Source organism: Streptomyces sp. NPDC127595 (genome assembly GCF_042671685.1).
Taxonomy (GTDB): domain Bacteria; phylum Actinomycetota; class Actinomycetes; order Streptomycetales; family Streptomycetaceae; genus Streptomyces.
Genome location: NZ_JBHXWK010000009.1, coordinates 192,452 through 216,640, shown reverse-complemented (window position 1 = coordinate 216,640; position 24,189 = coordinate 192,452). Strand labels below are relative to the sequence as shown.

The 24,189-nt window shown below is 69.0% G+C and carries 18 protein-coding genes; 8 read left to right on the top strand and 10 right to left on the bottom strand.

Translation table 11 applies throughout. The annotated features are described in order from the left end of the window. Nucleotides 1-89 precede the first annotated feature (89 nt). The 4 genes from ACFVKT_RS27730 (at nucleotide 90) to mshC (ending at nucleotide 3,658) form a co-directional block, all read left to right on the top strand. Complete coding sequence (locus ACFVKT_RS27730) at nucleotides 90-776, top strand: histidine phosphatase family protein (RefSeq protein ID WP_385736173.1); 687 nt, start codon at nucleotides 90-92, stop codon at nucleotides 774-776. 146 nt (nucleotides 777-922) lie between these two features. Further along, complete coding sequence (locus tag ACFVKT_RS27725) at nucleotides 923-1,513, top strand: DUF3090 domain-containing protein (RefSeq protein ID WP_385736171.1); 591 nt, start codon at nucleotides 923-925, stop codon at nucleotides 1,511-1,513. Beyond that, nucleotides 1,477-2,295 carry an SCO1664 family protein gene (locus tag ACFVKT_RS27720; protein ID WP_385736168.1) on the top strand — a complete coding sequence of 273 codons (819 nt, stop codon included), beginning with the start codon at nucleotides 1,477-1,479 and terminating at the stop codon, nucleotides 2,293-2,295. The genes ACFVKT_RS27725 and ACFVKT_RS27720 overlap by 37 nt, the downstream gene beginning before the upstream one ends. Nucleotides 2,296-2,428: 133 nt before the next feature. After that, on the top strand, nucleotides 2,429-3,658 hold the full coding sequence (gene mshC / locus ACFVKT_RS27715) for a cysteine--1-D-myo-inosityl 2-amino-2-deoxy-alpha-D-glucopyranoside ligase (RefSeq protein ID WP_385736165.1): 1,230 nt from the start codon (nucleotides 2,429-2,431) through the stop codon (nucleotides 3,656-3,658). A 72-nt stretch (nucleotides 3,659-3,730) separates the two neighbouring features. On the opposite strand, the gene ACFVKT_RS27710 is transcribed toward mshC, so the two are convergent. The 8 genes from ACFVKT_RS27710 to ACFVKT_RS27675 all read right to left on the bottom strand — a co-directional run bounded on the left by ACFVKT_RS27710 (nucleotide 3,731) and on the right by ACFVKT_RS27675 (nucleotide 13,954). Further along, nucleotides 3,731-4,381, bottom strand: coding sequence for a hypothetical protein (locus tag ACFVKT_RS27710; protein ID WP_385736162.1), 651 nt, complete (start codon nucleotides 4,379-4,381; stop codon nucleotides 3,731-3,733). A gap of 44 nt (nucleotides 4,382-4,425) precedes the next feature. Further along, on the bottom strand, nucleotides 4,426-6,174 hold the full coding sequence (locus ACFVKT_RS27705) for a S8 family peptidase (protein WP_385736159.1): 1,749 nt from the start codon (nucleotides 6,172-6,174) through the stop codon (nucleotides 4,426-4,428). Between the two features lie 370 nt (nucleotides 6,175-6,544). Further along, on the bottom strand, nucleotides 6,545-7,678 hold the full coding sequence (locus ACFVKT_RS27700; RefSeq protein WP_385736156.1) for a PAC2 family protein: 1,134 nt from the start codon (nucleotides 7,676-7,678) through the stop codon (nucleotides 6,545-6,547). Between the two features lie 184 nt (nucleotides 7,679-7,862). Further along, nucleotides 7,863-8,534: a FadR/GntR family transcriptional regulator gene (locus tag ACFVKT_RS27695; RefSeq protein WP_385736153.1), complete on the bottom strand. Its 672-nt coding sequence runs from the start codon at nucleotides 8,532-8,534 to the stop codon at nucleotides 7,863-7,865. A 208-nt stretch (nucleotides 8,535-8,742) separates the two neighbouring features. Next, a complete protein-coding gene (locus tag ACFVKT_RS27690) occupies nucleotides 8,743-10,377 on the bottom strand; it encodes an FAD-dependent oxidoreductase (RefSeq protein ID WP_385736150.1) in 1,635 nt (544 codons plus the stop codon). Between the two features lie 8 nt (nucleotides 10,378-10,385). Next, nucleotides 10,386-11,954 carry a glycerol kinase GlpK gene (gene glpK / locus ACFVKT_RS27685; RefSeq protein WP_385736147.1) on the bottom strand — a complete coding sequence of 523 codons (1,569 nt, stop codon included), beginning with the start codon at nucleotides 11,952-11,954 and terminating at the stop codon, nucleotides 10,386-10,388. 125 nt (nucleotides 11,955-12,079) lie between these two features. Further along, complete coding sequence (locus ACFVKT_RS27680; RefSeq protein WP_385736144.1) at nucleotides 12,080-12,874, bottom strand: MIP/aquaporin family protein; 795 nt, start codon at nucleotides 12,872-12,874, stop codon at nucleotides 12,080-12,082. A gap of 315 nt (nucleotides 12,875-13,189) precedes the next feature. Then, entirely contained in the window at nucleotides 13,190-13,954 is a 765-nt protein-coding gene (locus ACFVKT_RS27675) for an IclR family transcriptional regulator (RefSeq protein ID WP_385736141.1), read from the bottom strand. A gap of 268 nt (nucleotides 13,955-14,222) precedes the next feature. On the opposite strand from ACFVKT_RS27675, the gene metH reads away from it, so the two are divergent. From metH to ACFVKT_RS27655, 4 genes are all read left to right on the top strand, one after another. Beyond that, entirely contained in the window at nucleotides 14,223-17,753 is a 3,531-nt protein-coding gene (metH, locus tag ACFVKT_RS27670) for a methionine synthase (protein ID WP_385736138.1), read from the top strand. Nucleotides 17,754-17,851: 98 nt separating this feature from the next. Continuing rightward, nucleotides 17,852-18,553 (top strand): HAD family hydrolase, encoded by a 702-nt coding sequence (locus ACFVKT_RS27665; RefSeq protein WP_385736135.1) that lies wholly within the window; start codon nucleotides 17,852-17,854, stop codon nucleotides 18,551-18,553. A gap of 445 nt (nucleotides 18,554-18,998) precedes the next feature. Next, a complete protein-coding gene (locus ACFVKT_RS27660; protein WP_385736132.1) occupies nucleotides 18,999-20,603 on the top strand; it encodes an ABC transporter substrate-binding protein in 1,605 nt (534 codons plus the stop codon). Between the two features lie 84 nt (nucleotides 20,604-20,687). Then, the gene (locus ACFVKT_RS27655) at nucleotides 20,688-22,271 is read left to right on the top strand and encodes an ABC transporter substrate-binding protein (protein ID WP_385736130.1); all 1,584 of its coding nucleotides are present in this window, start codon (nucleotides 20,688-20,690) and stop codon (nucleotides 22,269-22,271) included. A gap of 80 nt (nucleotides 22,272-22,351) precedes the next feature. Here the strand turns inward: ACFVKT_RS27655 and ACFVKT_RS27650 are convergent, their stop codons facing one another. After that, entirely contained in the window at nucleotides 22,352-23,023 is a 672-nt protein-coding gene (locus tag ACFVKT_RS27650; RefSeq protein ID WP_266825069.1) for a response regulator transcription factor, read from the bottom strand. 14 nt (nucleotides 23,024-23,037) lie between these two features. Further along, a complete protein-coding gene (locus tag ACFVKT_RS27645; protein WP_385736127.1) occupies nucleotides 23,038-23,964 on the bottom strand; it encodes a RecB family exonuclease in 927 nt (308 codons plus the stop codon). Between the last annotated feature and the right edge of the window lie 225 nt (nucleotides 23,965-24,189).

The following is a 24,189-nucleotide window of genomic DNA, read 5'->3' as shown; positions in this document are numbered from 1 at the left end:
TCTTCCGCCGAAGGGGTCGGGCCGCACTCCGGCCACCTCCTCCCGGGGACCGGACCTGCTCCCCGTATCGCCCGTTTACGCTGGGCCGCATGCCCACCCTGATCCTTGTCCGGCACGGACGTTCCACCGCCAACACCTCCGGACTGCTCGCCGGCTGGACTCCCGGCGTCGCCCTGGACGAGCGCGGCGCCCAGCAGGCCGCGGCGCTCCCCGGGCGGCTCGCCGCGCTGCCGATCTCCGAGGTCGTCACGAGCCCCCTGCAACGCTGTCAGGAGACCCTCCAGCCGCTCCTCGACGCCAGGCCGGAGCTGCGGGCGCACACCGAGGAGCGCATCGGGGAGGCCCACTACGGCGACTGGACCGGCCGCAAGCTCGCCGAGCTGATGGACGAGCCGCTGATGGAGGTCGTCCAGACACATCCGTCGGCGGTGGCGTTCCCCGGCGGTGAGTCGATGCGGGCCATGCAGACACGGGCCGCCGAGGCGGTGCGCGAGTGGAACGCGCGCGTGGAGCGCGATCACGGCGCTGACGCCGTGTACCTCATGTGCTCGCACGGCGACATCATCAAATCCCTTGTGGCGGAAGCACTCGGACTTCATCTGGACCTCTTCCAGCGGATCTCTGTCGAACCGTGTTCCATCACTGCGATCCGCTACACACGAATGCGGCCTTTTCTCGTGCGCCTCGGGGACACCGGTGATTTCGCGTCGCTGGCGCCGCGCGAGGAACCCCCGAGCGGTGACGCCACGGTCGGGGGCGGTGCGGGCGCACCGTGATCGTCGGCCGCAGTAGGGTGAAGCGGTCGAAGCAGCGCAGTAGTTGTCATCCGTCATTGCATCCGTAGTTGTCAGCAGACTTGTCAGCAGCCGATGCGGGCCGACGCCGCCAGCCGGTCCTCATGCCGAATCAATGGAGACAGGACGTGTCCCGTCAGGTGTTCCTCTACGACCCCCCGGACCGTTTCGTCGCCGGTACGGTCGGGTTGCCCGGGCGCCGTACCTTCTTCCTTCAGGCCACCTCCGGCCCCCGGGTGACCAGCGTGGCCCTGGAGAAGACCCAGGTGGCCGCACTCGCCGAACGCATGGACGAACTCCTCGACGAGGTCGTACGGCGTACGGGAGGCAGCGCGCCCGTGCCGGCCGTGGCCCCCTCGGAGGTGTCCGACACCGCCCCGCTCGACGCTCCCGTCGAGGAGGAGTTCCGGGTCGGCACCATGGCGCTGGCCTGGGACAGTGACGAGCAGCGCATGATCGTCGAGGCACAGGCGCTCGTGGAGCTCGACGCCGAGTCCGACGAGGACCTCGCCGAGGCCGAGGAGCGGCTGCTCCAGGACGAGGAGAACGGTCCGCCGATGCTCCGGGTCCGGCTCACCGGCGTACAGGCCCGTGCCTTCGCCAAACGCGCCCTCGACGTCGTCAACGCCGGCCGGCCGCCCTGCCCCCTGTGCAGCCTCCCGCTCGACCCGGAAGGACACGTATGTCCGCGCCAGAACGGATACCGCCGCGGAGCGTGACCACGGCCGAGTTGCTCACCAAAGGTGAGCTGAAGGTACGCGGACGCATCCGCGAGGCATCGAACGCGGTGCTGTACTGCTCCGTCTCCTACGAGGGCCGGGACGCGTTCTGCGTCTACAAGCCGATCGCCGGGGAGCGCCCCCTGTGGGACTTCCCCGACGGGAACCTGGCGCAGCGCGAGGTCGCCGCGTACGAGGTGTCCGAAGCGACCGGCTGGGGGCTCGTACCGACCACCGTGCTGCGGGACGGGCCGTACGGCGAGGGCATGTGCCAGCTCTGGATCGAGGCGGCGCCCGAAGCGGAGCTCCTGGCGCTGGTGGACGGCGAGGAGCCGTCCGAGGGCTGGAAGGCGATCGGGTTCGCCGAGGTCGCCGAGGGCAGGACGGCACTGCTCGTGCACGCCGACGACGCGCGGCTGCGCAGGCTGGCCGTGCTCGACGCCGTGATCAACAACGCGGACCGCAAGGGCGGCCATCTGCTGCCCGGCGGTGAGGGACGGCTGTACGGCATCGACCACGGGGTCACCTTCAACGCCGAGAACAAGCTGCGGACCTTGCTGTGGGGGTGGGCGGGGGAGCCGCTGCCCACCGAGGCGGTCTCGGTGCTCTCCGCCCTGCGGGACGGACTGGCGCCCGGCGCCCCGCTCGCCACCCGGCTGGCCGAACTCGTCACCGACGTGGAAGTGGACGCCACACGCGCGCGTGTCGAGGCGATGCTGGCGTCGGGGAAGCATCCCGAGCCGAGCGGGGAGTGGCCGGCGATTCCCTGGCCGCCGGTCTGACGTCGCCCACGAGGCCGCGGCGGTGCGGGAACCGAGCCGGAACATACGGCAGCGCTTCGCGCAAGACCGCCTTCTCGGCCATCAGAGCTGGTCCGGTTCGTATACGTAACTTCCGGCCGGTTACGCTCATTGCATGTATGCCTGGCCCGCTTCCGACGTCCCCGCCCTGCCCGGTGAGGGCCGCGACCTCCGGATCCACGACACCGCGACCGGTGGGCTCGTCCGTCTTGACCCCGGTCCCGTCGCCCGTATGTACGTGTGCGGCATCACGCCGTACGACGCGACCCATCTGGGGCACGCGGCGACCTACAACGCGTTCGACCTCGTTCAGCGCGTGTGGCTCGACACCAAGCGGCAGGTTCACTACGTCCAGAACGTGACCGATGTCGACGATCCGCTGCTGCAGCGCGCGGAGCGGGACGGCGTCGACTGGGTGGCGCTCGCCGAAAAGGAGACCGCCCTCTTCCGCGAGGACATGACCGCCCTGCGGATGCTGCCCCCGAAGCACTACATCGGCGCCGTCGAGGCGATACCGGGGATCGTTCCGCTCGTCGAGCGGCTGCGGGACGCGGGAGCGGCGTACGAGCTCGAAGGGGATGTCTACTTCTCCGTCGAGTCGGATCCGAACTTCGGCAAGGTGTCGCACCTGGACGCCGCCGCCATGCGCCTGCTGTCCGCCGAGCGCGGTGGCGACCCGGACCGTCCGGGCAAGAAGAACCCGCTCGACCCGATGCTCTGGATGGCCGCGCGCGAGGGCGAACCGAGCTGGGACGGCGGCTCGCTCGGGCTCGGCCGCCCCGGCTGGCACATCGAGTGCGTCGCCATCGCCCTCGACCACCTGGGAATGGGCTTCGACGTCCAGGGCGGCGGCTCCGACCTCGCCTTCCCGCACCACGAGATGGGAGCCTCGCACGCCCAGGTGCTGACCGGCGAGTTCCCCATGGCCAAGGCGTACGTCCACGCCGGCATGGTCGCGCTGCACGGCGAGAAGATGTCGAAGTCCAAGGGCAACCTCGTCTTCGTGTCCACGCTGCGACGCGACGGGGTCGACCCGGCCGGCATCCGGCTCGCGCTCCTCGCCCACCACTACCGGGCCGACTGGGAGTGGACGGACTCGGTTCTCGACGAGGCCCTCGCGCGGCTGGAGAGCTGGCGGGCCGCGGTGTCGCGCCCGGACGGGCCGTCCGCCGACGCGCTCGTCGAGGAGATCCGCGAGGCCCTCGCCAATGACCTGGACGCGCCGACGGCGCTCGCCGCCGTCGACCGCTGGGCCGCGCTCCAGCACGAGCAGGGCGGTACGGACGAGGGCGCCCCCGGCGTCGTGTCACGCGCCGTGGACGCCCTCCTCGGAGTGGCTCTCTAGCAACAGACGGGCGCCGGGCGGGATTTCACCCGCCCGGCGCCGCTGTCGTGCGAGAGCCGTCCGTGCTGGTGCTTACTTGTTCACGATGACGGCCTGGATGGCGTTGCTGTTCGACTCGTAGATCCCGATGACCTGCTGCCCGAAGGCGAAGGCCTCCTGGACCTCGTCATGGGTCACCTGGTTCGGGTTCACCAGGGGGCGCCACGCCTGGTTGATGTACAGGTACAGAATCGCCGGCTGGCCGGGCAGCGGGGTCACGACGTCCCAGAAGTGCTCGGCCACACCGCTCACCAGCGCCTGCGTCTCGACGGCGCTGCGCACGACCAGCGGCTGAGCCTGCTGCTGCGCGCCGCCGAACTGCTGTCCGCCGAGCTGCTGAAGCAGCTGCTGGAACGGCTGCTGCTGCCCGAGCTGCTGCAACTGCTGCTGCAGATGCTGCGGGATCTGCTGCTGTTGCTGGCCGATGCCGCCCTGCTGACCGATGCCCTGCTGGCCGAAGGGCAGTTGACCGATGCCCTGCTGCCCGTACGGCTGCTGCATCTGCTGTCCGAAAGGTTGCTGTTGCTGCTGTCCGTACGGCTGCTGCTGGCCGAAACCCTGCTGCTGCCCGTACGCCTGCGGGGGCGCCGTGCTCGGGCCCTGCTGGCCCTGGCCCTGCTGACCTTGCTGGCCCTGCTGTCCTTGCTGCTGTCCCAGCTGGCTCATCTGCGGGGTGGTGCTCATGCGGGTGCCACCTTCCCTCATTGGTTGAGCATGGATGGGTCTCGTCAGCCCGTGACGACCAGGCCGACGATCTCGTCGTCCGAGAACCAGACACGTACGTCCGGCCGTCCTTCTGCGAAGGCGGAGTGCACCGCCTGGCGGATCTCGGGGGACGGGTTGTTGAGGTTGCGCCAGTCGCCGGCCACGAACAGCCGGAGCCTGGGCGGGAGTTCACGCGGGTACGGCAACAGCTCGTCCCAGTACCGCTCGGCCTGGCCCGAGCCGACCGCGTCCGGCAGCAGATGGGTGACCGCCGCCTTGATGTCCGGCCGGTTGCCGATCCGTTGGGAGGCCGGCCGGCCCGGCGCGTCCTGCTGCGGGGACCCCGTGGCCCGCAACAACGCGCGGGCCCGGTCGGGGGAGATCGGCTCCTGTGCGGCCGCCCTGAGCATGCCCTGGAGCGCGGCCAGGGCGCCGACCACCACCGGGGAGGCGGACGAGGTCCCGGAGAACGTGTCCGTGTACCAGCCGATCTCCTCGGCCCCGCCCTGCAGATCACCGGGCCGGTCCCAGGTGCCGCCGGTGGTCGTGACCTCGCGTCCCCAGCCCTGCGCGTCCACGCGTGCGCCGTAGTTGGAGAACGCGAGCCGCGAGCGGTCCGGGCCGTGATCGCGGCCGTGTGTGCCGGGCGGTGGTGCGCCCGCGCCGACCAGGATCGCGCCGGAGGACTGGTTGGAGGGGTTGAACGGGTTGCGCCACCACTCAGGGAACTCGGCGGGGCGGCGCTCGTACACGCCGTCGTCGAGCGACTCGGCGCCGTTGCCCGCCGCCGCCACGACGATCACGCCCTTGGCGGTCGCGTACCGGACGGCCGCGAAGTTGTCCGGCCACCACTCGATCGGAATGTAACCCTGCTGGTCGTCGCGCGGCTCGAAGTCGAACCGTGGTCCAGGGGCGTGCAGTTCGATCAGGATGATGTCGCCGGGGGAGAGCCGGTCGGCCGCCGCGTGGATCGCGGCCGCCGTGCCGATGTCCTGGAAGGACGCGGCCGCGGTCAGGGTGTCCGGAACGATGCCGGTGATCCCGTACTCGTTGCGGTCGCCGCCGATCACGCCGATGACGGCCGTGCCGTGGTTGCGCCAGGCGAGGTCGGTCAGCGGGGTGCCGACGACGACGCCCGCGAGCTTCGCGGCCAGGTCCTGGTGGCCGAGCTGCCAGGCCCCCTCCACATCGATCACCGTCACGCCCTGGCCCGAACCGCCCGGCCGCTGCCAGGCCCAGTACGCGTCGATCCCCTCGGGCGCCGGGCGCAGATATCCCTGACGGCTGGTGAAGTCCGGGGTGACGGGCGCCCCTTCCTTCACCCTCCGGCTGTCGTCGGCGCTCTCCGCCGCCCGCCCCACGGATCCCACGGAGGCCGGTACGGCGCCGGGCTTCACGTACGCCGTGTCGATCTCCGGCAGTGCCGCGATCCGTGAGCGCAGTTCCTGGGCGCGGCTCTCGACGCCTCGCACCCGGTAGAAGAGCGCGAGGTCGGGGCCGCTCTCGGTGGCGGCCGCCGTGGACTGCCGCAGACGTTCCTCGCTGCCGAACAGCGGCTCCAGGGAGAGCTGTTCGTCGCTGAGGAACATGTTGAGGGCCGACACATCGGCGCCCGCCGCCGAACGTACGCCCTCGGACCTGGCACGAAGCCTGGCCTCAGGACGTGCGACGACGATCAGCTCCTGCTCGGCTCCTCGGTAGGTGAATCCCGCTCCGTCGGGCCCCGGCCCGGACGTTCCCGGGCCCTGCGCCGGCTGTACCTGGTCGGTCATCGCGTACCGCTCCCTTCGGTCCATGCGGGTGCTCTTGGCTCGGTCCTTACGGGTGCTCTGTCGCGGGATGACGCGGTGCCATGTCCCGTCCCCGGGCCGCGCCTTCGGGGGACACCCTGCTACGCGGACGGCGACTCGTCCACCCCCGATCGCATCAACTTGGTTTAGAAACAAGTTGAATTGGGCAACCTGTGCAATCCGTCCTGAAGCAGCTGTCACGAGGCAATCCGGCCAAATGCTGAGGAGGCGGATGTCATGTGCTGGGGCGACAGGGCCTGTTGACGGCTCGGACGGACTCCTGTGTACGGGGGCACGACGGGTGAGGGGCGGTACGCGTCCGCGTACCGCCCCTCACCCGTCAAACCGTCGTTCAGTCCTCCGAGGAATCAGAGGGATCCGAGGACTCCTTGGAATCCGAGGATTCTTCGGGGTCCGGGGATTCTCTGCGATCCGGGGATTCTTTGGAATCCGCGGCCGTGTCGCCGTGCCCCTCGTCGTTCGCCCCGGTCTCGTCCGCCCCGGTCTCGTCCGTCCCGGTTCCGGCCTCCGTACCGGGCAGCTGCGGCTTCGACGGCCATGGGCGGCCGCCGGGGCCGTCCCGGAGGAACGAGGCCGCGTCGCCGCTCTCGGTCGCGTGGCCCCCGGCCTGCGCGGCCGGGCCGCCGCCGTCCCGTCTGCGCAGGTAGCGCTCGAACTCACGGGCGATCGCCTCGCCGGACGCCTCCGGCAGATCGGCGGTGTCCCGGGCCTCCTCCAGCGACTGCACGTACTCGGCGACCTCGCTGTCCTCGGCGGCCAGCTGGTCGACGCCCAGCTGCCAGGCCCGCGCGTCCTCGGGCAGCTCGCCCAGCGGAATGCGCAGGTCGATCAGGTCCTCCAGGCGGTTGAGGAGGGCCAGCGTGGCCTTCGGGTTCGGCGGCTGCGACACATAGTGCGGTACGGCCGCCCACAGCGACACGGCCGGCACGCCCGCGTGCGTGCACGCCTCCTGGAGGATGCCGACGATGCCTGTGGGCCCCTCGTACTTGGTCTCCTCCAGGTCCATGGTGCGGGCCAGGTCCGCGTCGGACGTCACCCCGCTGACCGGTACCGGACGTGTGTGCGGGGTGTCGCCGAGCAGTGCGCCCAGGATCACCACCAGCTCCACGCCGAGCTCGTGCGCGAAGCCGAGCAGCTCGTTGCAGAACGAGCGCCATCGCATCGACGGCTCGATACCCCTGACCAGCACCAGGTCACGCGGCTTCTCGCCGCCGACCCGGACTACCGACAACCTTGTCGTCGGCCATGTGATCTTGCGGACACCGCCGTCCAGCCACACGGTGGGGCGGTTCACCTGGAAGTCGTAGTAGTCCTCGGCGTCCAGCGCCGCGAACACCTCGCCCTTCCATTCCTTGTCCAGATGCGCGACCGCGGTGGAGGCTGCGTCGCCGGCGTCGTTCCAGCCTTCGAACGCGGCCACCATGACCGGGTCGATCAGCTCGGGAACCCCCTCGAGCTCGATCACCCAGTGCCTCCTTCCGACGTGCCCTCACGTACGCCCCAACCTTACGGCGTACGAAGGGCGCCTCCGCAGCCCCCTTGCACGGGGGAGTGAACGGATCACTGCCCCACCCGGGGGCCGGAAACACGCGACACCGCCACCCGGCCTCCTCCGGCCCCCACGGGACCCGGTGGATGCCCGGGGCGCTTCACAGGGTCGAGCGCAGCCACTGCTCCACGCTCGCGATGTGCACCGTCGCCCATGAGCGGGCCGCCTCCGCGTCGCGGTCGCGCAGGGCCGTGAGGATCGCGCGGTGCTCGTGCAGGGTGCGGCTGACGGCGTCCTCCTGGGTGAGTCCCCGCCAGATGCGGGCCCTGGTCGTGGGCCCGGAGAGGCCGTCGAGGAGGGAGCAGAGCACCGAGTTCCCGGAGCTCTGCACGATGCCGCGGTGGAACTCCAGGTCGCTGGCGACGAGTTCCTCCACCGAGGGTGCGTCGCCGAGCGCGTCCAACTGTGCGGTCAGCGCCTTCAGTTGCTGTTCGCTGATGCGTGAGGCGGCCATCGCCGTGGCGGCCGGCTCCAGAATGCGGCGGACCGCGAGGAATTCGAGCACCGTGTCGTCGCGGTGGAAGTCGACGACGAAGCTCACTGCCTCCAGCAGGAGTTGGGGGTCCAGACTGGTGACGTAGGTGCCGTCGCCCTGTCGGACGTCCAGGATGCGGATGAGGGAGAGGGCGCGCACCGCCTCGCGCAAGGAGTTGCGGGACAGCCCGAGTTCGGCGGCGAGTTCGCTCTCCTTGGGGAGACGGTCGCCGGGGCGGAGCGAGCCGGAGACGATCATTTCCTTGATCTTCTCGATCGCCTCGTCGGTGACTGCCATGGCGGGCCTCCCTGTCGTTCAGCATGCCGTTCGGGATGTCGCCAAGGCATCCGCTCAGACATCCGATGTCTCAGCTCATTATGCGGGCCGACGGGCTGACCAGGACACGGAATGCGACGTCGGCCCGGGTGAGGGCCCCTTGTTACTACAGCAAGCGAGTGTGAGGGGCGGCTCCCGTCGGATCCGCCCCTCACACCCGCCGCAAGGTCTACTTCTTGTCGAGCAGGTCCTGCACCTTGCCCCGCACCTCGTCCGTGGCCAGCCCGCGGATCGTCAGCGTCGTACGGCGGCGCAGCACGTCGTCCGCCGTCTCGGCCCACTCGTTGTCCCGGGCGTAGACGACCTGCGCCCAGATCTCCGGGGCGTCGGGGTGGACGCGCTCGGCGAGTTCGGTGCTGTCGTCGGCGAGGCGCGCGATGTCGAAGGCCAGCGAACCGTAGTGGGTGGCAAGGTGCTTGGCGGTGTCGGCCGCCATGCGCGGGCCCTGGGCCGGGCCGTCAGCGAGCAGCCGGTGCGCGACCGCGCGCGGGTTGGCGACACCGGGCAGCGGCATCTTCTTCGGCAGCGAGGAGATCGGCTCGAAGTCGTCGCCCAGCGGGTGCCCGGGGAGCGACTCCAGCTTCTTCATGACGGTGCGGCCGATGTGCCGGAAGGTGGTCCACTTGCCGCCCGCGACGGACAGCATTCCGCCGCGGCCCTCCGTGACGACCGTCTCGCGCTTGGCCTTCGAGGTGTCGCCGGGCCCGCCGGGCAGCACGCGCAGCCCCGCGAAGGAGTACGTGATCAGGTCACGGGAGAGCTGCTGGTCGCGGATGGAGAACGCGGCCTCGTCCAGGATCTGGGATATGTCCTTCTCGTTGACCGAGACATCCGCCGGGTCGCCCTCGTACTCCTCGTCGGTGGTGCCGAGCAGCAGCATGTCCTCCCAGGGGAGGGCGAAGGTGATGCGGTACTTGTCGATGGGGGTGGCGAGCGCGGCCTTCCAGGGGGCGGTGCGCTTGAGGACCAGGTGCGCGCCCTTCGAAAGGCGGATGGAGGGAGCCGCGTCGGGGTCCTCCAGCTTGCGCAGGTGGTCGACCCAGGGGCCGGTGGCGTTCAGCACCAGGCGCGCCGACACCCCGAACTCGTCATCGGAGAGCCGGTCCCTGAGCTCCGCGCCGGTCACCCGGCCCTTGGTGAAGCGCAGCCCGGTGACCTCGGCGTGGTTGAGGACGACGGCACCGGACTCGACGGCCGCGCGGACCGTCATCAGGGCCATCCGGGAGTCGTTCATCTGGTCGTCGCCGTACACGGCCACGGCCTTGAGGTTGTCGGTGCGCAGCTCGGGCACGTCCTGCGCGGCCTTGGAGGGGCCCAGCAGGTGCCCGACGCCGTCGCCGAAGGCGGACAGCGCCGAGTACGCGAACACACCGGCGCCGAGCTTCGCGGCGCCGTGCGGGCCGCCCTTGTACACCGGGAGGTAGAAGGTCAGCGGGTTCGCCAGATGGGGGGCCACCTGACGGGAGACCGCACGGCGCTCGAAGTGGTTCTCCGCCACCAGCTTCACCGCGCCGGTCTGCAGGTAGCGCAGACCGCCGTGGAGAAGCTTGGAGGAGGCGGAGGAGGTGGCACCGGCGAAGTCGCCGGCGTCCACCAGAGCCACCCGCAGCCCGGACTGCGCCGCATGCCAGGCGGTGGAGATGCCCAGGATGCCGCCGCCGATGACGAGAAGGTCGTACGACGCCTTGGAGAGCTGTTCCCGGGTTTCGGCGCGACTCACCGCTTTGAAGTCGGAGACTGCGGAGCCGGGGGCCGGGTGCGTACCGAGGGCAGGTACGGACTGCAGGGTGGACTGAGTGGTCATGCGCGTTCTTACTCCTCGACAGAGTCGTCGTCGAGCCAGCCCATGGACCGCTCGACGGCCTTGAGCCAGCTCTTGTACTCACGGTCGCGGGTCTCCGCGGCCATGTTGGGGGTCCATTCCGCGGCCCGGCGCCAGTTGGCGCGCAGGTCCTCGGTGTTGGTCCAGAAGCCGACGGCGAGACCGGCGGCGTAGGCGGCGCCGAGGCAGGTGGTCTCGGCGACCATCGGGCGCACCACGGGGGCGTCCAGGACGTCGGCCAGGGTCTGCATCAGCAGGTTGTTGGAGGTCATGCCGCCGTCGACCTTGAGGGCCGTGAGCTCGACGCCCGAGTCCTTGGTCATGGCGTCGCTGACGTCACGGGTCTGCCAGGCGGTGGCCTCCAGGACGGCGCGCGCGATGTGCGCCTTGGTGACATAGCGGGTCAGACCGGTGATCACGCCGCGGGCGTCCGGACGCCAGTACGGGGCGAACAGGCCGGAGAAGGCCGGCACGAAGTAGGCGCCTCCGTTGTCCTCGACCGAGGACGCGAGCGTCTCGATCTCGGCGGCGGACTTGATCAGGCCCATCTGGTCGCGCATCCACTGCACCAGCGAACCGGTGACGGCGATGGAGCCCTCAAGGGCGTAGACCGGCTTCTGGTCGCCGATCTGGTAGCCCACGGTGGTCAGCAGCCCGCTGTAGGAGTTGATGACCTTGTGACCGGTGTTCATCAGCATGAAGGTGCCGGTGCCGTACGTGGACTTGGCCTCGCCCTCGGAGAAACAGGTCTGGCCGAACAGGGCCGCCTGCTGGTCGCCGAGCGCGGAGGCGACGGGGATGCCGCCGAGCAGCTCGCCGAGCCTTCCGCCGGTGATCTCGCCGTACACCTCGGCGGAGGACCGGATCTCGGGCAGCATCGTCAGCGGAACCCCGATCGACTCTGCGATCTTCGGGTCCCACTGCATGGTGTGCAGGTTCATCAGCATGGTGCGGGAGGCGTTGGTGACGTCGGTGACGTGCCGGCCGCCGTTGACACCGCCCGTCAGGTTCCAGATGACCCAGCTGTCCATGGTGCCGAAGAGGATGTCGCCGGCCTCGGCGCGCTCGCGCAGGCCCTCGACGTTGTCCAGCAGCCAGCGGGCCTTGGGCCCCGCGAAGTACGAGGCGAGCGGCAGGCCCGTCTCGCGGCGGAAGCGGTCCTGGCCGACGTTGCGGCCGAGCTCCTTGCAGAGCGCGTCGGTGCGGGTGTCCTGCCAGACGAGCGCGTTGTGGACGGGCTCACCGGTGTTCTTGTCCCAGAGCAGCGTGGTCTCACGCTGGTTGGTGATGCCGATGGCCTTGATGTCGTCGCGGGTGATGCCGGCCTTCTCGATGGCCGAGGCGACGACCTCCTGGACGTTGGTCCAGATCTCGGTGGCGTCGTGCTCGACCCAGCCCGGCTTCGGGAAGATCTGCTCGTGCTCCTTCTGGTCGACGGAGACGATGCGGCCGTCCCGGTCGAAGACGATGCAACGGCTGGACGTGGTGCCCTGGTCGATCGCGGCGATGAACGGCCCGGTGCCGTGGGAGGAAGTGCCTGTGGTCTGTGCGTCGGTCACGGTGTGCTCCTGAAGTCCATGTGTAGGGGCTGTATCCACATCTACGGCGCTGTGCTGTGCGGCGGTGCTGTGTGAAGCGGTGCAGTGAAGCGTGCGGCTCTCAGGCGGTGCTCACAAGCGGTGCTCTAAGCAAATGCGACGTTGTAGATACCCGCAGCGATCGCGCCGCCGATCAGTGGACCGATCACCGGGATCCAGGCGTAGCTCCAGTCGGAACCACCCTTGTTGGGCAGGGGGAGCAGGGCGTGCACGATGCGTGGGCCGAGGTCACGGGCCGGGTTGATCGCGTAGCCGGTCGGGCCACCGAGGGAGAGGCCGATGCTCACCACGACGAGCGCGGTGATCAGGGCGCCCAGGGTGCCGAGACCGTCGCCGTTGCCGTTCAGGCCCTGGGTGAGGATCGCCAGGATGAGCACGAAGGTGCCGATGATCTCGGTGGCGAGGTTCTGCCACACCTTCCGGATCTCCGGGCCGGTGGAGAAGATGCCGAGCACGGGGCCCGCACCCTTCTCCTCGGCCTCGACGGCCTTGGTCTTGACGACCTTCTCGCCCGGCTCGCCGACGACCTCGGGGTCGGTGAGGTGCGCGTGGAACTGGCCGTAGTACGCGACCCAGACCAGTGCGGCACCGATCATGGCGCCGAGCAGCTGACCGGCCCAGTAGATGGGGAGGTTGTCCCATCCGCCGTCCTTGATCGTGAGCGCGAGGGTCACGGCCGGGTTCAGGTGAGCGCCGGAAAGGGGCGCCGAGATGTAGACCGCGGTCAGTACCGCGAAGCCCCACCCGAAGGCGATGGCCAGCCATCCGGCGCCACGCGCCTTGGAGGCCTTCAGCGTGACGGCGGCGCACACGCCACCGCCCAGCAGGATGAGAACGGCGGTACCGATGGTCTCGCCGATGAAGATGTCGGAGCTGGACACCCGCGACTCCTTTGTCCTTCGTCCAGGGGAAGCCGAACCCCGGGTCCCTCCGGTGGTTCGTGCTCTCAGGGAGAGAGAGCGATGCGGCCCTTGGCGTTGTCTCACTCTAGCGCGTATTGCCGTCATGTGTTCGACAATGCCGACCGATGGACGGGAGTCTTGCTCTCGTGTCACCGGCCCGTCAAGAGCTCCGTTATCGAAAACACGATCGTTATTGATTGCTGTGAGCTATCGATCTTGCGAGCGAACGGCGGAGGCCGGGACGCCCTTGGCATCCCGGCCTCCGCCTGTACGAACGTAAGAAATCTGTGGGTTTCAGAACCGCCCGGCGCCCAGGTCGCGCGACACGGCGCGGGCGCAGTCCCGTACCGCCGCGATCAGCTCGGGGCGCAGCTCCCCGTCCTTGCAGACGCGCTCCACGGCCCCCGTGATGCCCACCGCGCCGACCGGCATCCGACGTCGGTTGTGGATGGGGGCGGCGACCGAGGCGACGCCCGTCCAGGTCTCCTCGACATCGTCCGCGTACCCGCGCGCGCGGGTCAGGTCCAGCACGCCCTCGAACTGGTCCAGCTCGCTCACGGTGCGCGCCGTGAAGGCCTTGCGCTCGGCCTCCAGGACCTCGCTGTGCGCCACCGGGTCGTAGGCGGACAGGACCTTGCCCAGCGCTGTGGAGTGCAGTGGCTGCATGGCCCCGACCTCCAGGACCTGACGGCTGTCGTCCGGCCGGAACACGTGGTGCACGATCAGCACGCCCTGCTGGTGCAGCACGCCCAGATAGACGCTCTCACCGCTGGAGCGGGCCAGGTCGTCCGTCCAGACCAGGGCGCGCGCCCGCAGCTCGTGCACGTCGAGATAGGTGGTGCCGAGCCGCAGCAGCTCGGCGCCCAGCTGATAGCGACCGGAGACGCCGTCCTGCTCGACGAAGCCCTCCTGCTGAAGGGTGCGCAGGATGCCGTGGGCCGTACCCTTGGCCAGACCGAGCGAGGAGGCGATGTCGGACAGGCCGAGCTGCCGCTCGCCGCCCGCGAGGAGCCGCAGCATCGCTGCCGCCCGTTCGAGCGACTGGATGTTCCGTGCCATCGCCGTGCTGCCTCCGTCCCCTTCGGCCTACGGCGGTCGATTCACTGCCGCCGTTCGGCAATGTCGAACACTACCGTTCGTTGCCGACCTCCCGCTAATGGATGGTCGCCACATTTTCCGTCCGTCCGGGCACCGCCGTCGCATGCGCCACGCCCGTCCGGCCCCTGGACGCCCCGACCTTATGGCCGCGCTCCGGGCTACCCTGACCGGGTGCGCGTTCCATGGGAAGCGCAAAGCCGACAGCCGTCGCACTCCAGGGAGCATCTTCATGGCCTCGTTGCCGAACCCGTCCCTTTCGTCCGAGCTTGCCGAGAGCCGGGCGCGTGCCGAAGCACTCCGCCTGGCCCTCGCCACCCGCGTCGTGGTGGCCGACGGCGCGATGGGCACGATGCTCCAGGCTCAGGACCCGACGCTGGAGGACTTCCAGCAGCTCGAGGGCTGCAACGAAATCCTGAACCTCACCCGCCCCGACATCGTCCGGTCCGTCCACGAGGAGTACTTCTCCGTGGGCGTCGACTGCGTGGAGACCAACACCTTCGGCGCCAACCACTCGGCGGCGACCGAGTACGAGATCGCCGACCGCATCTTCGAACTGTCCGAGTCGGGCGCCCGGATCGCCCGCGAGGTCGCCGACGAGTTCGGCGCCAAGGACGGCCGCCAGCGCTGGGTCCTCGGCTCGATCGGTCCGGGCACCAAGCTGCCCTCGCTTGGCCATATCGCGTACGACGTCCTGCGCGACGGCTACCAGCAGAACGCCGAGGGCCTGCTCGCCGGCGGCGCCGACGCCCTGATCGTGGAGACCACGCAGGACCTGCTCCAGACCAAGTCCAGCCTGGTCGGCGCGCGCCGCGCGATGGACGCCCTCGGCCTGGAAGTGCCGCTGATCTGTTCGCTCGCCTTCGAGACCACGGGCGTGATGCTGCTCGGCTCGGAGATCGGCGCTGCGCTCACCGCGCTGGAGCCGCTCGGCATCGACCTGATCGGGCTGAACTGCTCCACGGGCCCGGCCGAGATGAGCGAGCACCTGCGCTATCTGGCCCGCCACTCGCGTACGCCGCTGATGTGCATGCCGAACGCCGGTCTGCCCGTACTGACCAAGGACGGCGCCTACTTCCCGCTGACCGCGCCCGAGATGGCCGACGCACAGGAGACCTTCGTACGTGACTACGGCCTCCAACTGGTCGGCGGCTGCTGCGGTTCGACGCCCGAGCACCTGCGCCAGGTCGTGGAGCGCGTGCGCGACATGACGCCGGGGGCCCGCGACCCGCGCCCGGAACCGGGTGCCGCCTCCCTCTACCAGACGGTGCCGTTCCGTCAGGACACCGCCTACATGGCGATCGGCGAGCGGACGAACGCCAACGGGTCGAAGAAGTTCCGTGAGGCGATGCTGGAGGCCCGCTGGGACGACTGCGTGGAGATGGCCCGCGACCAGATCCGCGAGGGCGCGCACATGCTCGACCTCTGCGTCGACTACGTAGGGCGTGACGGTGTCGCCGACATGAAGGAGCTGGCCGGCCGCTTCGCCACCGCCTCCACGCTGCCGATCGTGCTGGACTCCACCGAGGTCGACGTGCTCCGCGCGGGCCTGGAGAAGCTGGGCGGCCGTGCGGTCATCAACTCGGTCAACTACGAGGACGGCGACGGCCCGGAGTCCCGCTTCGCGAAGGTCACCCAGCTGGCCCGCGAGCACGGCGCCGCGCTGATCGCGCTGACCATCGACGAGGAGGGCCAGGCCCGTACCGTCGAGCACAAGGTCGCCATCGCCCAGCGGCTGATCGAGGACCTGACGACGAACTGGGGCGTCCACGAGTCGGACATCCTCATCGACACCCTGACCTTCACCATCTGCACTGGCCAGGAGGAGTCCCGCAAGGACGGCATCGCCACCATCGAGGCCATCCGCGAACTCAAGCGCCGCCACCCGGACGTACAGACAACCCTCGGCCTGTCCAACATCTCCTTCGGCCTCAACCCGGCCGCCCGCGTCCTGCTCAACTCGGTCTTCCTCGACGAGTGCGTCAAGGCGGGCCTGGACTCGGCGATCGTCCACGCCTCGAAGATCCTGCCGATCGCGCGCTTCGACGACGAGCAGGTCCAGACAGCCATGGACCTGATCTACGACCGTCGCGCCGAGGGCTATGACCCGCTGCAGAAGCTGATGGCGCTGTTCGAGGGCGCCACCACCAAGTCGCTGAAGGCGGGCAGGGCCGAGGAACTGGCCGCGCTCCCGCTGAACGAGCGGCTCAAGCGGCGCATCATCGACGGCGAGAAGAACGGCCTCGAACAGGACCTGGCCGACGCCCTGGAACTCCGCCCCGCCCTCGACATCGTCAACGAGACGCTCCTGGACGGCATGAAGGTGGTCGGCGAGCTCTTCGGCTCCGGCCAGATGCAGCTTCCCTTCGTGCTCCAGTCCGCCGAGGTCATGAAGACCGCGGTGGCCTACCTGGAACCGCACATGGAGAAGTCGGACGCGGAGGGCAAGGGCACCATCGTGCTGGCCACGGTCCGCGGCGACGTCCACGACATCGGCAAGAACCTCGTCGACATCATCCTGTCCAACAACGGCTACAACGTCGTCAACCTGGGCATCAAGCAGCCGGTCTCGGCGATCCTGGACGCCGCCCAGGAGCACCGGGCCGACGTCATCGGCATGTCAGGACTGCTGGTCAAGTCCACGGTGATCATGAAGGAGAACCTCCAGGAGCTCAACCAGCGCGGAATGTCCGCCGACTACCCGGTGATCCTCGGCGGCGCGGCGCTGACCAGGGCGTACGTCGAGCAGGACCTTTACGAGATCTACCAGGGCGAGGTCCGCTACGCCCGCGACGCCTTCGAGGGCCTGCGCCTGATGGACGCGCTGATCGGGGTGAAGCGCGGGGTCCCCGGAGCGGTGCTGCCCGAGCTCAAGCAGCGCCGGGTGCGGCCCGCGGCCGCCGTCACCGAGGTCGAGGAGCGCCCCGAGGAGGGGCATGTGCGCTCCGACGTCGCCGTCGACAACCCGGTGCCCACCCCGCCCTTCGCCGGCACCCGCGTCATCAAGGGCATCCCGCTCAAGGAGTACGCCTCCTGGCTCGACGAGGGCGCGCTGTTCAAGGGTCAGTGGGGCCTGAAGCAGGCTCGCGCGGGCGACGGGCCGACGTACGAGGAACTGGTCGAGACCGAGGGCAGGCCCCGGCTGCGCGGCCTGCTGGACAAGCTGCAGACCGACAACCTCCTGGAAGCAGCGGTCGTGTACGGCTACTTCCCGTGCGTCTCCAAGGACGACGACCTGATCATCCTGGACGAGCAGGGCAACGAGCGCACTCGCTTCACCTTCCCGCGCCAGCGCCGTGGCCGCCGGCTGTGCCTGGCGGACTTCTTCCGTCCGGAGGAGTCCGACGAGACCGACGTCGTCGGCCTCCAGGTCGTCACCATGGGCTCGCGGATCGGCGAGGAGACCGCCAAGCTCTTCGAGTCCAACTCCTACCGGGACTACCTCGAACTGCACGGCCTGTCCGTCCAGTTGGCCGAGGCCCTCGCCGAGTACTGGCACGCCCGGGTGCGCTCCGAACTCGGTTTCTCCGGCGAGGACCCGGACGCGATGGAGGACATGTTCGCCCTGAAGTACCGGGGCGCCCGCTTCTCCCTCGGCTACGGGGCCTGCCCCAACCTGGAGGACCGCGCCAAGATCGCCCAGCTCCTTGAGCCGGAGCGTATCGGCGTCGTGCTCTCCGAGGAGTTCCAGCTCCACCCGGAGCAGTCCACGGACGCGATCATGATCCACCACCCGGAGGCGAAGTACTTTAACGCGCGCTGATCGGACACGACGTAGACTGGTCGGTCCACCGCAGGCCGGTTGCCCCCTTGGCAAAGAGGGGCGACCGGCCTGGTTGTCCCTCAAGGAGGTGCGCCAGGATGACCAGTACGGTCCCCGCGCTCGGTACCCGTACGGCCGAAGGCTCTGCCCTGGAGGCCGTGCTCCTCGACATGGACGGCACTCTGGTGGACACCGAGGGCTTCTGGTGGGACGTCGAGGCAGAGGTCTTCGCGTCCCTCGGCCATGTGCTCGACGACTCCTGGCGGCATGTGGTGATCGGCGGTCCGATGACCCGCAGCGCCGGTTTCCTCATCGAGGCCACCGGAGCCGACATCACCCTCGCCGAGCTGACGGTGCTGCTGAACGACGGGTTCGAGGCCCGGATCGGCAACTCGCTGCCGCTGATGCCGGGGGCGGCCAGACTGCTCGCCGAACTGGCGGCGCACGAGATCCCCACGGCCCTGGTCTCCGCCTCGCACCGGCGGATCATCGACCGCATCCTGACCTCCATCGGCCCCCAGTACTTCGCGCTCACCGTGGCGGGCGACGAGGTGGAGCGGACCAAGCCGTTCCCCGACCCGTATCTGCTGGCGGCCGCGGGACTCGGCGCGACACCGGCCCGGTGCGCTGTCATCGAGGACACCGCGACGGGCGTCGCCGCCGCCGAGGCGGCCGGCTGCCGGGTGGTCGCGGTTCCCTCGCTCGCGCCCATCGCGCCGGCCGCCCGACGCACGGTCGTAGGCTCTCTGGAAGAGGTCGACCTGCCTTTTCTCCGCGGCCTGATGACGGCAATGCGCTAGGCGTTCACCCAGCGTGCGGAACTGAATACACGATTGCGGCCCCGAGTCTCCCTCGGTGGATCCGCGGCGAATCCTCGTGAAGGAATTGAACAGCAGTCGGATGGCTGAATTCCGGTGCTTCTTGGTCGAGTTGCAGGTGTGACTTTCGCCACTTGACCAGGGGTCGACATCGGGTCTGGCATATGCCGCCAACTCCCTTTAAGGGGCGGGTGACGTGCCCTTGTGTCCCGATTGGTGAATCACTGCACGAATCCTTCCGCTGTCGGGTTACCAGTGTGTCCACGCCCGGTATCACAGCGTGATGGGAACTCAACTCCAGTCCCTGGGGGCCGCGGTGGCGGTGCGGACTAATGTCGTCGCGAGAACATCGCCGTATCCCCGTGACCCGCAGCACCACCCCTGCATGCCGGGCTCGCGGAATCTACAGCTCTGGAGAAACTCGAGCATGAACCGCAAGACTTTGGTGCTGCCGGCCGTGATCGGCCTGCTCGCCCCGGTGCTCGCCGCGTGTGGGGGGTCCGACGGCGGGAGCGACAGTGGCGACCCGATCGTTGTCGGCACCACCGACCGGTTCATCGCATCGAAGGATGCCCCCGCTCCCCTCGACCCGGCGTACGCGTACGACGTCGGCAGCTGGAATATTCTCCGCCAGACCGTGCAGACCCTGATGATCATCCCGCGCGGTGACGGCGAACCCCAGCCCGAGGCCGCCGAGGAGTGCGGCTTCACCGACACGGGCAACGAGCGCTACGCCTGCACGCTGCGCAAGGACCTGAAATTCGCGAACGGCGACCCCGTCACCGCGAAGGACGTCCAGTTCTCCATCGACCGAGCCCTGTCGATCCAGGCCGACAGTGGTGTGTTCGCGCTGCTGTCCACCATCGACACCATCGAGACCCAGGGCGACCGTGAGGTGATCTTCCACCTCAAGACCGCGGACGCCACCTTCCCCTTCAAGCTGTCGACCCCGGTCGCCGGCATCGTCAACCCGGACGACTACGACAAGGGCAAGCTGCGCGACGGCTTCAGTATCGACGGCTCCGGCCCGTACACGTTCAAGGCCGAGGTGAAGGACGACGAGCTCGTCAACGCCGTCTTCACCAAGAACCCCAACTACAAGGGTGTTCTGACGATCAAGAACAGCCAGGTCGAGATGCGTTCCTTCGCGGACGCCGACACGATGGGCGACTCGCTCAACAGCGGCGACATCGACCTGATGACCCGGTCGATGACGCCGGAGCAGATCAAGAAGCTCGGCAGCACCACGGACAGCAACATCGACCTGATCGAGATGCCCGGCCTGGAGATTCGCTACCTGGCCTTCAACACCGACGACCCGTCGGTGAAGTCCGCGGCGGTCCGTCAGGCCATGGCCCAGGTCATCAACCGCGGCGAGCTCGTCTCCAAGGTCTACGGCACCTCGGCCGACCCGCTCTACTCGCTGGTCCCGGCCACCATCACCGGCCACTCCAACTCCTTCTTCAACAAGTACGGCGAGCCCAGCGTGAGCAAGGCCAAGACGCTGTTGGAGGAGGCCGACATCACCACGCCGGTCAAGCTCACCCTGAACTACACGACCGACCACTACGGCTCGGTCACCGCGGACGAGTTCGAGCAGCTCAAGCAGCAGCTCAACGCCAGCGGCCTGTTCGACGTCGACATCAAGGGCTCGCCCTGGGAGACCTTCGTCCCGGCCGAGCGCGACGGCCAGTACGAGGTCTTCGGCATGGGATGGTTCCCCGACTTCCCCGACGCCGACAGCTTCCTGGCGCCGTTCCTCGACAAGGACAACTTCCTCAAGTCGCCCTACTCGAACAGCACGATCATCAACACCCTGATCCCGGAGTCCCGCCGCGAGGCCGACCGCCTCACCGCCTCGAAGAGCCTCACCGAGATCCAGGACATCGTGGCCGACGACGTACCCGTGCTGCCGCTGTGGCAGGGCAAGCAGTACATCGCCGCGCGGGACGACATCACCGGCGCCGAATGGGCGCTCAACTCCTCCTCGACCCTGCAGCTCTGGGAGCTCGGTCGCGGAGTGAGCGGCTGACGGACCTGCCCTCGCCGGGCCCGAGCTCGGGCCCGGCACCGGCTGGATCCGGCCACTCCCGAGAACCAACGACAAGGCACAGCAGTGAATCTCCGCAACCAGTGGCCAGTCCTGTCCGTCACGACAGGGCTGGCCGTCGGCCTCCTCACCGGCTGCGGTTCGCAGTCCGGCGGCTCGGGGGGCACGGGCTCCTCCATCGTGATGGGGATGTCCGACGACGTCCTCGCCACCGACCCGGCGTCCGGCTACGACCCGGGCTCCTGGCTGTTGTTCAACAACGTCTTCCAGTCGTTGCTGAGCTTCCCCAAGGGCGGTACGGAGCCGGAGCCGGAGGCCGCCAAGGAGTGCTCGTTCACGGACGCCACGACGATGGTTTACTCGTGTACGTTGCAGAGCGGGCTGAAGTTCAGCAACGGTGACGCGCTCACCTCCGAGGACGTCAAGTTCTCCTTCGACCGCATGCTGAAGATCAACGACGACGCCGGTCCCGCGATCATGTTCCCCATGCTCGACAAGGTGGAGACACCGGACGCCAAGACCGTCGTCTTCAAGCTCAAGTACGCCGACGCCACCTTCCCGAGCAAGATCGCCTCCGGCGCCGGCTCGATCGTGGACCACAAGCACTACGCCGACAACGGACTGCGCACCGACAACAAGGCGGTCGGCTCGGGCCCGTACAAGCTGGACTCCTTCAGCAAGGACAAGGCCGTCTTCTCCGTCAACAAGAGCTACCGGGGCACCGCCAAGGTCAAGAACTCCGGTGTGACACTGAGGTTCTTCCACGGCGACCGGACCGCGCTGAAGAAGGCCCTGGAGAACAACGAGATCGACATCGCCTACCGAGGTCTCGCCGCCGACGACATCGCGGACATCGAGAACGACACCTCCACCGGCACAGGCGTCAACGTCGTCGAGGGCACCAGCGCGGAAGTCCAGCACCTGGTCTTCAACATGAACGACCCGGTGGCGGGCAAGCTCTCGGTGCGCAAGGCCATCGCCTATCTGCTCGACCGGCAGGCCCTGGTCGACGAGGTCTACCAGGACACGGCGACGCCGCTGTACTCGATCATCCCGGCCGGCATCGTGGGCCACAACACGGCCTTCTTCGACACCTACGGCGCCAGCCCCTCCAAGTCCAAGGCCGAGGCCGAGCTGCGCGCCGACGGCATCACCGACAAGGTGAAGCTGACCCTCTGGTCGACGCCGTCGCGCTACGGACCCTCCACCGACGAGGAGTTCAGGGCGATCGCCGAGCAGCTCAACGCCAGCGGCCTCTTCGACGCGACCGTCAAGTCCGTCGCCTTCGGCCAGTACGAGAAGGACATCGCCAAGGGCAAGTACGGCGTGTACGTGAAGGGCTGGGTGCCCGACTACCCGGACCCGGACAACTTCACGGCCCCCTTCTTCGGCGAGGGCAACGTGCTCGGCAACAACTACACCAACAGTACGATCACCGGACAGCTCATCCCGGAGACGGCCGCACAGAGCAGCCGCGGCGCCACCGAAGCCGACTACGGCAAGCTCCAGGACATCGTGGCCGACGAACTGCCGCTCATCCCGCTCTGGCAGGCCAAGCAGTACGCGGTCATCCGAGACAACGTCTATGGCCTGGAGTACTGCCTCGACGCCTCGACCGTCTTCCGCTTCTGGGAGATCAGCAAGGACTGACCCCGGCCCGGCGTACACAGAGGGCGGCCCCTTCCTCCCGGAGGAAGGGGCCGCCCTCTGTGCTTGGTGCGTGCCGTCTACTACTGCGCGCCGGGGCGCACCAGCCCGCTCTCGTACGCGTACACCGCGGCCTGCACCCGGTCGCGCAGCCCCAGCTTGGTCAGGACGTGGCCCACATGGGTCTTGACCGTGGTCTCGCTGACGAACAGGTCGGCCGCGATCTCGGCGTTGGACAGCCCGCGGGCCACCAGCTTCAGCACCTCGACCTCGCGGTCGGTCAGTGTGTGCAGGGTGTCCGGCACCGGGTCGTCGCCGGACGGCAGATGGCTCGCGTACTTGTCGAGCAGGCGGCGCGTGATGCTCGGCGCGAGCATCGCCTCGCCCGAGGCGACCACCCGGATCGCCTGCACCAGTTCGTTGGCCGGCGCGTCCTTGAGCAGAAAGCCACTGGCGCCCGCGCGCAGCGCCTCCACCACGTACTCGTCGAGGTCGAAGGTCGTCAGCACCAGCACCTTCGCCGGACCGTCCCGGCCGGGGCCGGTGATCTGCCGGGTCGCCTCGACACCGTCCATCCTGGGCATACGGATGTCCATCAGAACCACATCGGGCTGCAGCGCACGGACTTGGTCGAGTGCCTGGAGACCGTCACCGGCCTCGCCGACGACCGCCAGGTCCTGCTCCGCTTCCAGGATCATCCGGAAGCCGGTGCGCAGCAGCGGCTGGTCGTCGACCAGTAGGACGCGGATGGCCACGTGAGTCTCCTTCGCTAGTCCGGCCCCATTCTGCCCTGCTGGGCGTCACCGGACTCCGGCGCCCTGACCGGCAGCGGATACGGCGGGGGAGTACCGCCGAATTCCGGACACACCGACTGGTGGTCGCACCAGCCGCAGAGCTTGGTGGGCCGGGGCCGCCAGTCACCCGACTCGGTGGCCTCCCGGATCGCCTCCCACAGCGCGTGCAGCTTGCGCTCGACGCGCTCCAGGTCCTCGATCGCCGGGTCGTACGTCAGTACGTCGCCGCTGCCGAGATAGACGAGCTGGAGCCGGCGCGGGACCACCTGCTTCAGCCGCCACACCACCAGGGCGTAGAACTTCATCTGGAACAGGGCACCCTCGGCGTACTCCGGTCTCGGGGCCTTGCCCGTCTTGTAGTCGACGATCCGCACCTCACCCGTCGGCGCCACGTCGACGCGGTCGATGATGCCGCGCAGCTTGAGCCCGGAGTCGAGCTGGGCTTCCACGAACAGCTCCCGCTCGGCGGGCTCCAGCCGGGTCGGGTCCTCTAGGGTGAACCAGCGCTCCACCAACTGCTCGGCCTCGGTGAGCCAGCGCGCCAGCCGCTCGCCCTCCGGGTCGTCGGCGAACAGCTCCACGACCTCCGGCCGGGTCTCGCGCAGCCGGTCCCACTGGCCGGGGATCAAGGACTTCGCGCGCGGCGCCGTGCGCTCCGTCGCCGGTGCGTCGAAGAGCCGCTCCAGCACCGCGTGCACCAGCGTGCCGCGGGTGGCCGCCTCGCTCGGCTTCTCGGGGAGCTTGTCGATCACCCGGAACCGGTAGAGCAGCGGACACTGCATGAAGTCGCCGGCGCGCGACGGCGACAGGGACGTGGGCGGCAGGGCCGCCACCGGCGCCACGACTTCGGCGGGTGGGTCCGCGGCGCCGGGCTCGGCCACGCCCTCGGTGCTGGTTTCCATGACGACAGACCTTACGGCTCGCCACTGACAGTGATACGGCCGCGGCTCCTGCAACGCCCTGGAAAACAGAGGGGGTGCCGGGGCGGAACGTGCCGCGACGGCCGCATACCATCGACCCAGACCCTGCTCCGCATGATCGGGAGCGGAGGACGCTTCGAACGAGGGGACATCGTGGACGAGAGCGGCGGGAGCGGGAAGCCGCGCTCCGGTACCGACGAAGCGACC

Excerpts from the sequence above, each read along its gene's own strand:
- ACFVKT_RS27690 (WP_385736150.1), bottom strand. The coding sequence starts at position 10,377 with ATGACCACTCAGTCCACCCTGCAGTCCGTACCTGCCCTCGGTACGCAC.
- ACFVKT_RS27660 (WP_385736132.1), top strand. The coding sequence starts at position 18,999 with ATGAACCGCAAGACTTTGGTGCTGCCGGCCGTGATCGGCCTGCTCGCC.
- ACFVKT_RS27705 (WP_385736159.1), bottom strand. The coding sequence starts at position 6,174 with ATGACCGACCAGGTACAGCCGGCGCAGGGCCCGGGAACGTCCGGGCCG.
- ACFVKT_RS27665 (WP_385736135.1), top strand. The coding sequence starts at position 17,852 with ATGACCAGTACGGTCCCCGCGCTCGGTACCCGTACGGCCGAAGGCTCT.
- ACFVKT_RS27730 (WP_385736173.1), top strand. The coding sequence starts at position 90 with ATGCCCACCCTGATCCTTGTCCGGCACGGACGTTCCACCGCCAACACC.
- mshC (WP_385736165.1), top strand. The coding sequence starts at position 2,429 with ATGTATGCCTGGCCCGCTTCCGACGTCCCCGCCCTGCCCGGTGAGGGC.
- ACFVKT_RS27710 (WP_385736162.1), bottom strand. The coding sequence starts at position 4,381 with ATGAGCACCACCCCGCAGATGAGCCAGCTGGGACAGCAGCAAGGACAG.
- ACFVKT_RS27720 (WP_385736168.1), top strand. The coding sequence starts at position 1,477 with ATGTCCGCGCCAGAACGGATACCGCCGCGGAGCGTGACCACGGCCGAG.
- ACFVKT_RS27645 (WP_385736127.1), bottom strand. The coding sequence starts at position 23,964 with ATGGAAACCAGCACCGAGGGCGTGGCCGAGCCCGGCGCCGCGGACCCA.
- metH (WP_385736138.1), top strand. The coding sequence starts at position 14,223 with ATGGCCTCGTTGCCGAACCCGTCCCTTTCGTCCGAGCTTGCCGAGAGC.
- ACFVKT_RS27695 (WP_385736153.1), bottom strand. The coding sequence starts at position 8,534 with ATGGCAGTCACCGACGAGGCGATCGAGAAGATCAAGGAAATGATCGTC.
- ACFVKT_RS27675 (WP_385736141.1), bottom strand. The coding sequence starts at position 13,954 with ATGGCACGGAACATCCAGTCGCTCGAACGGGCGGCAGCGATGCTGCGG.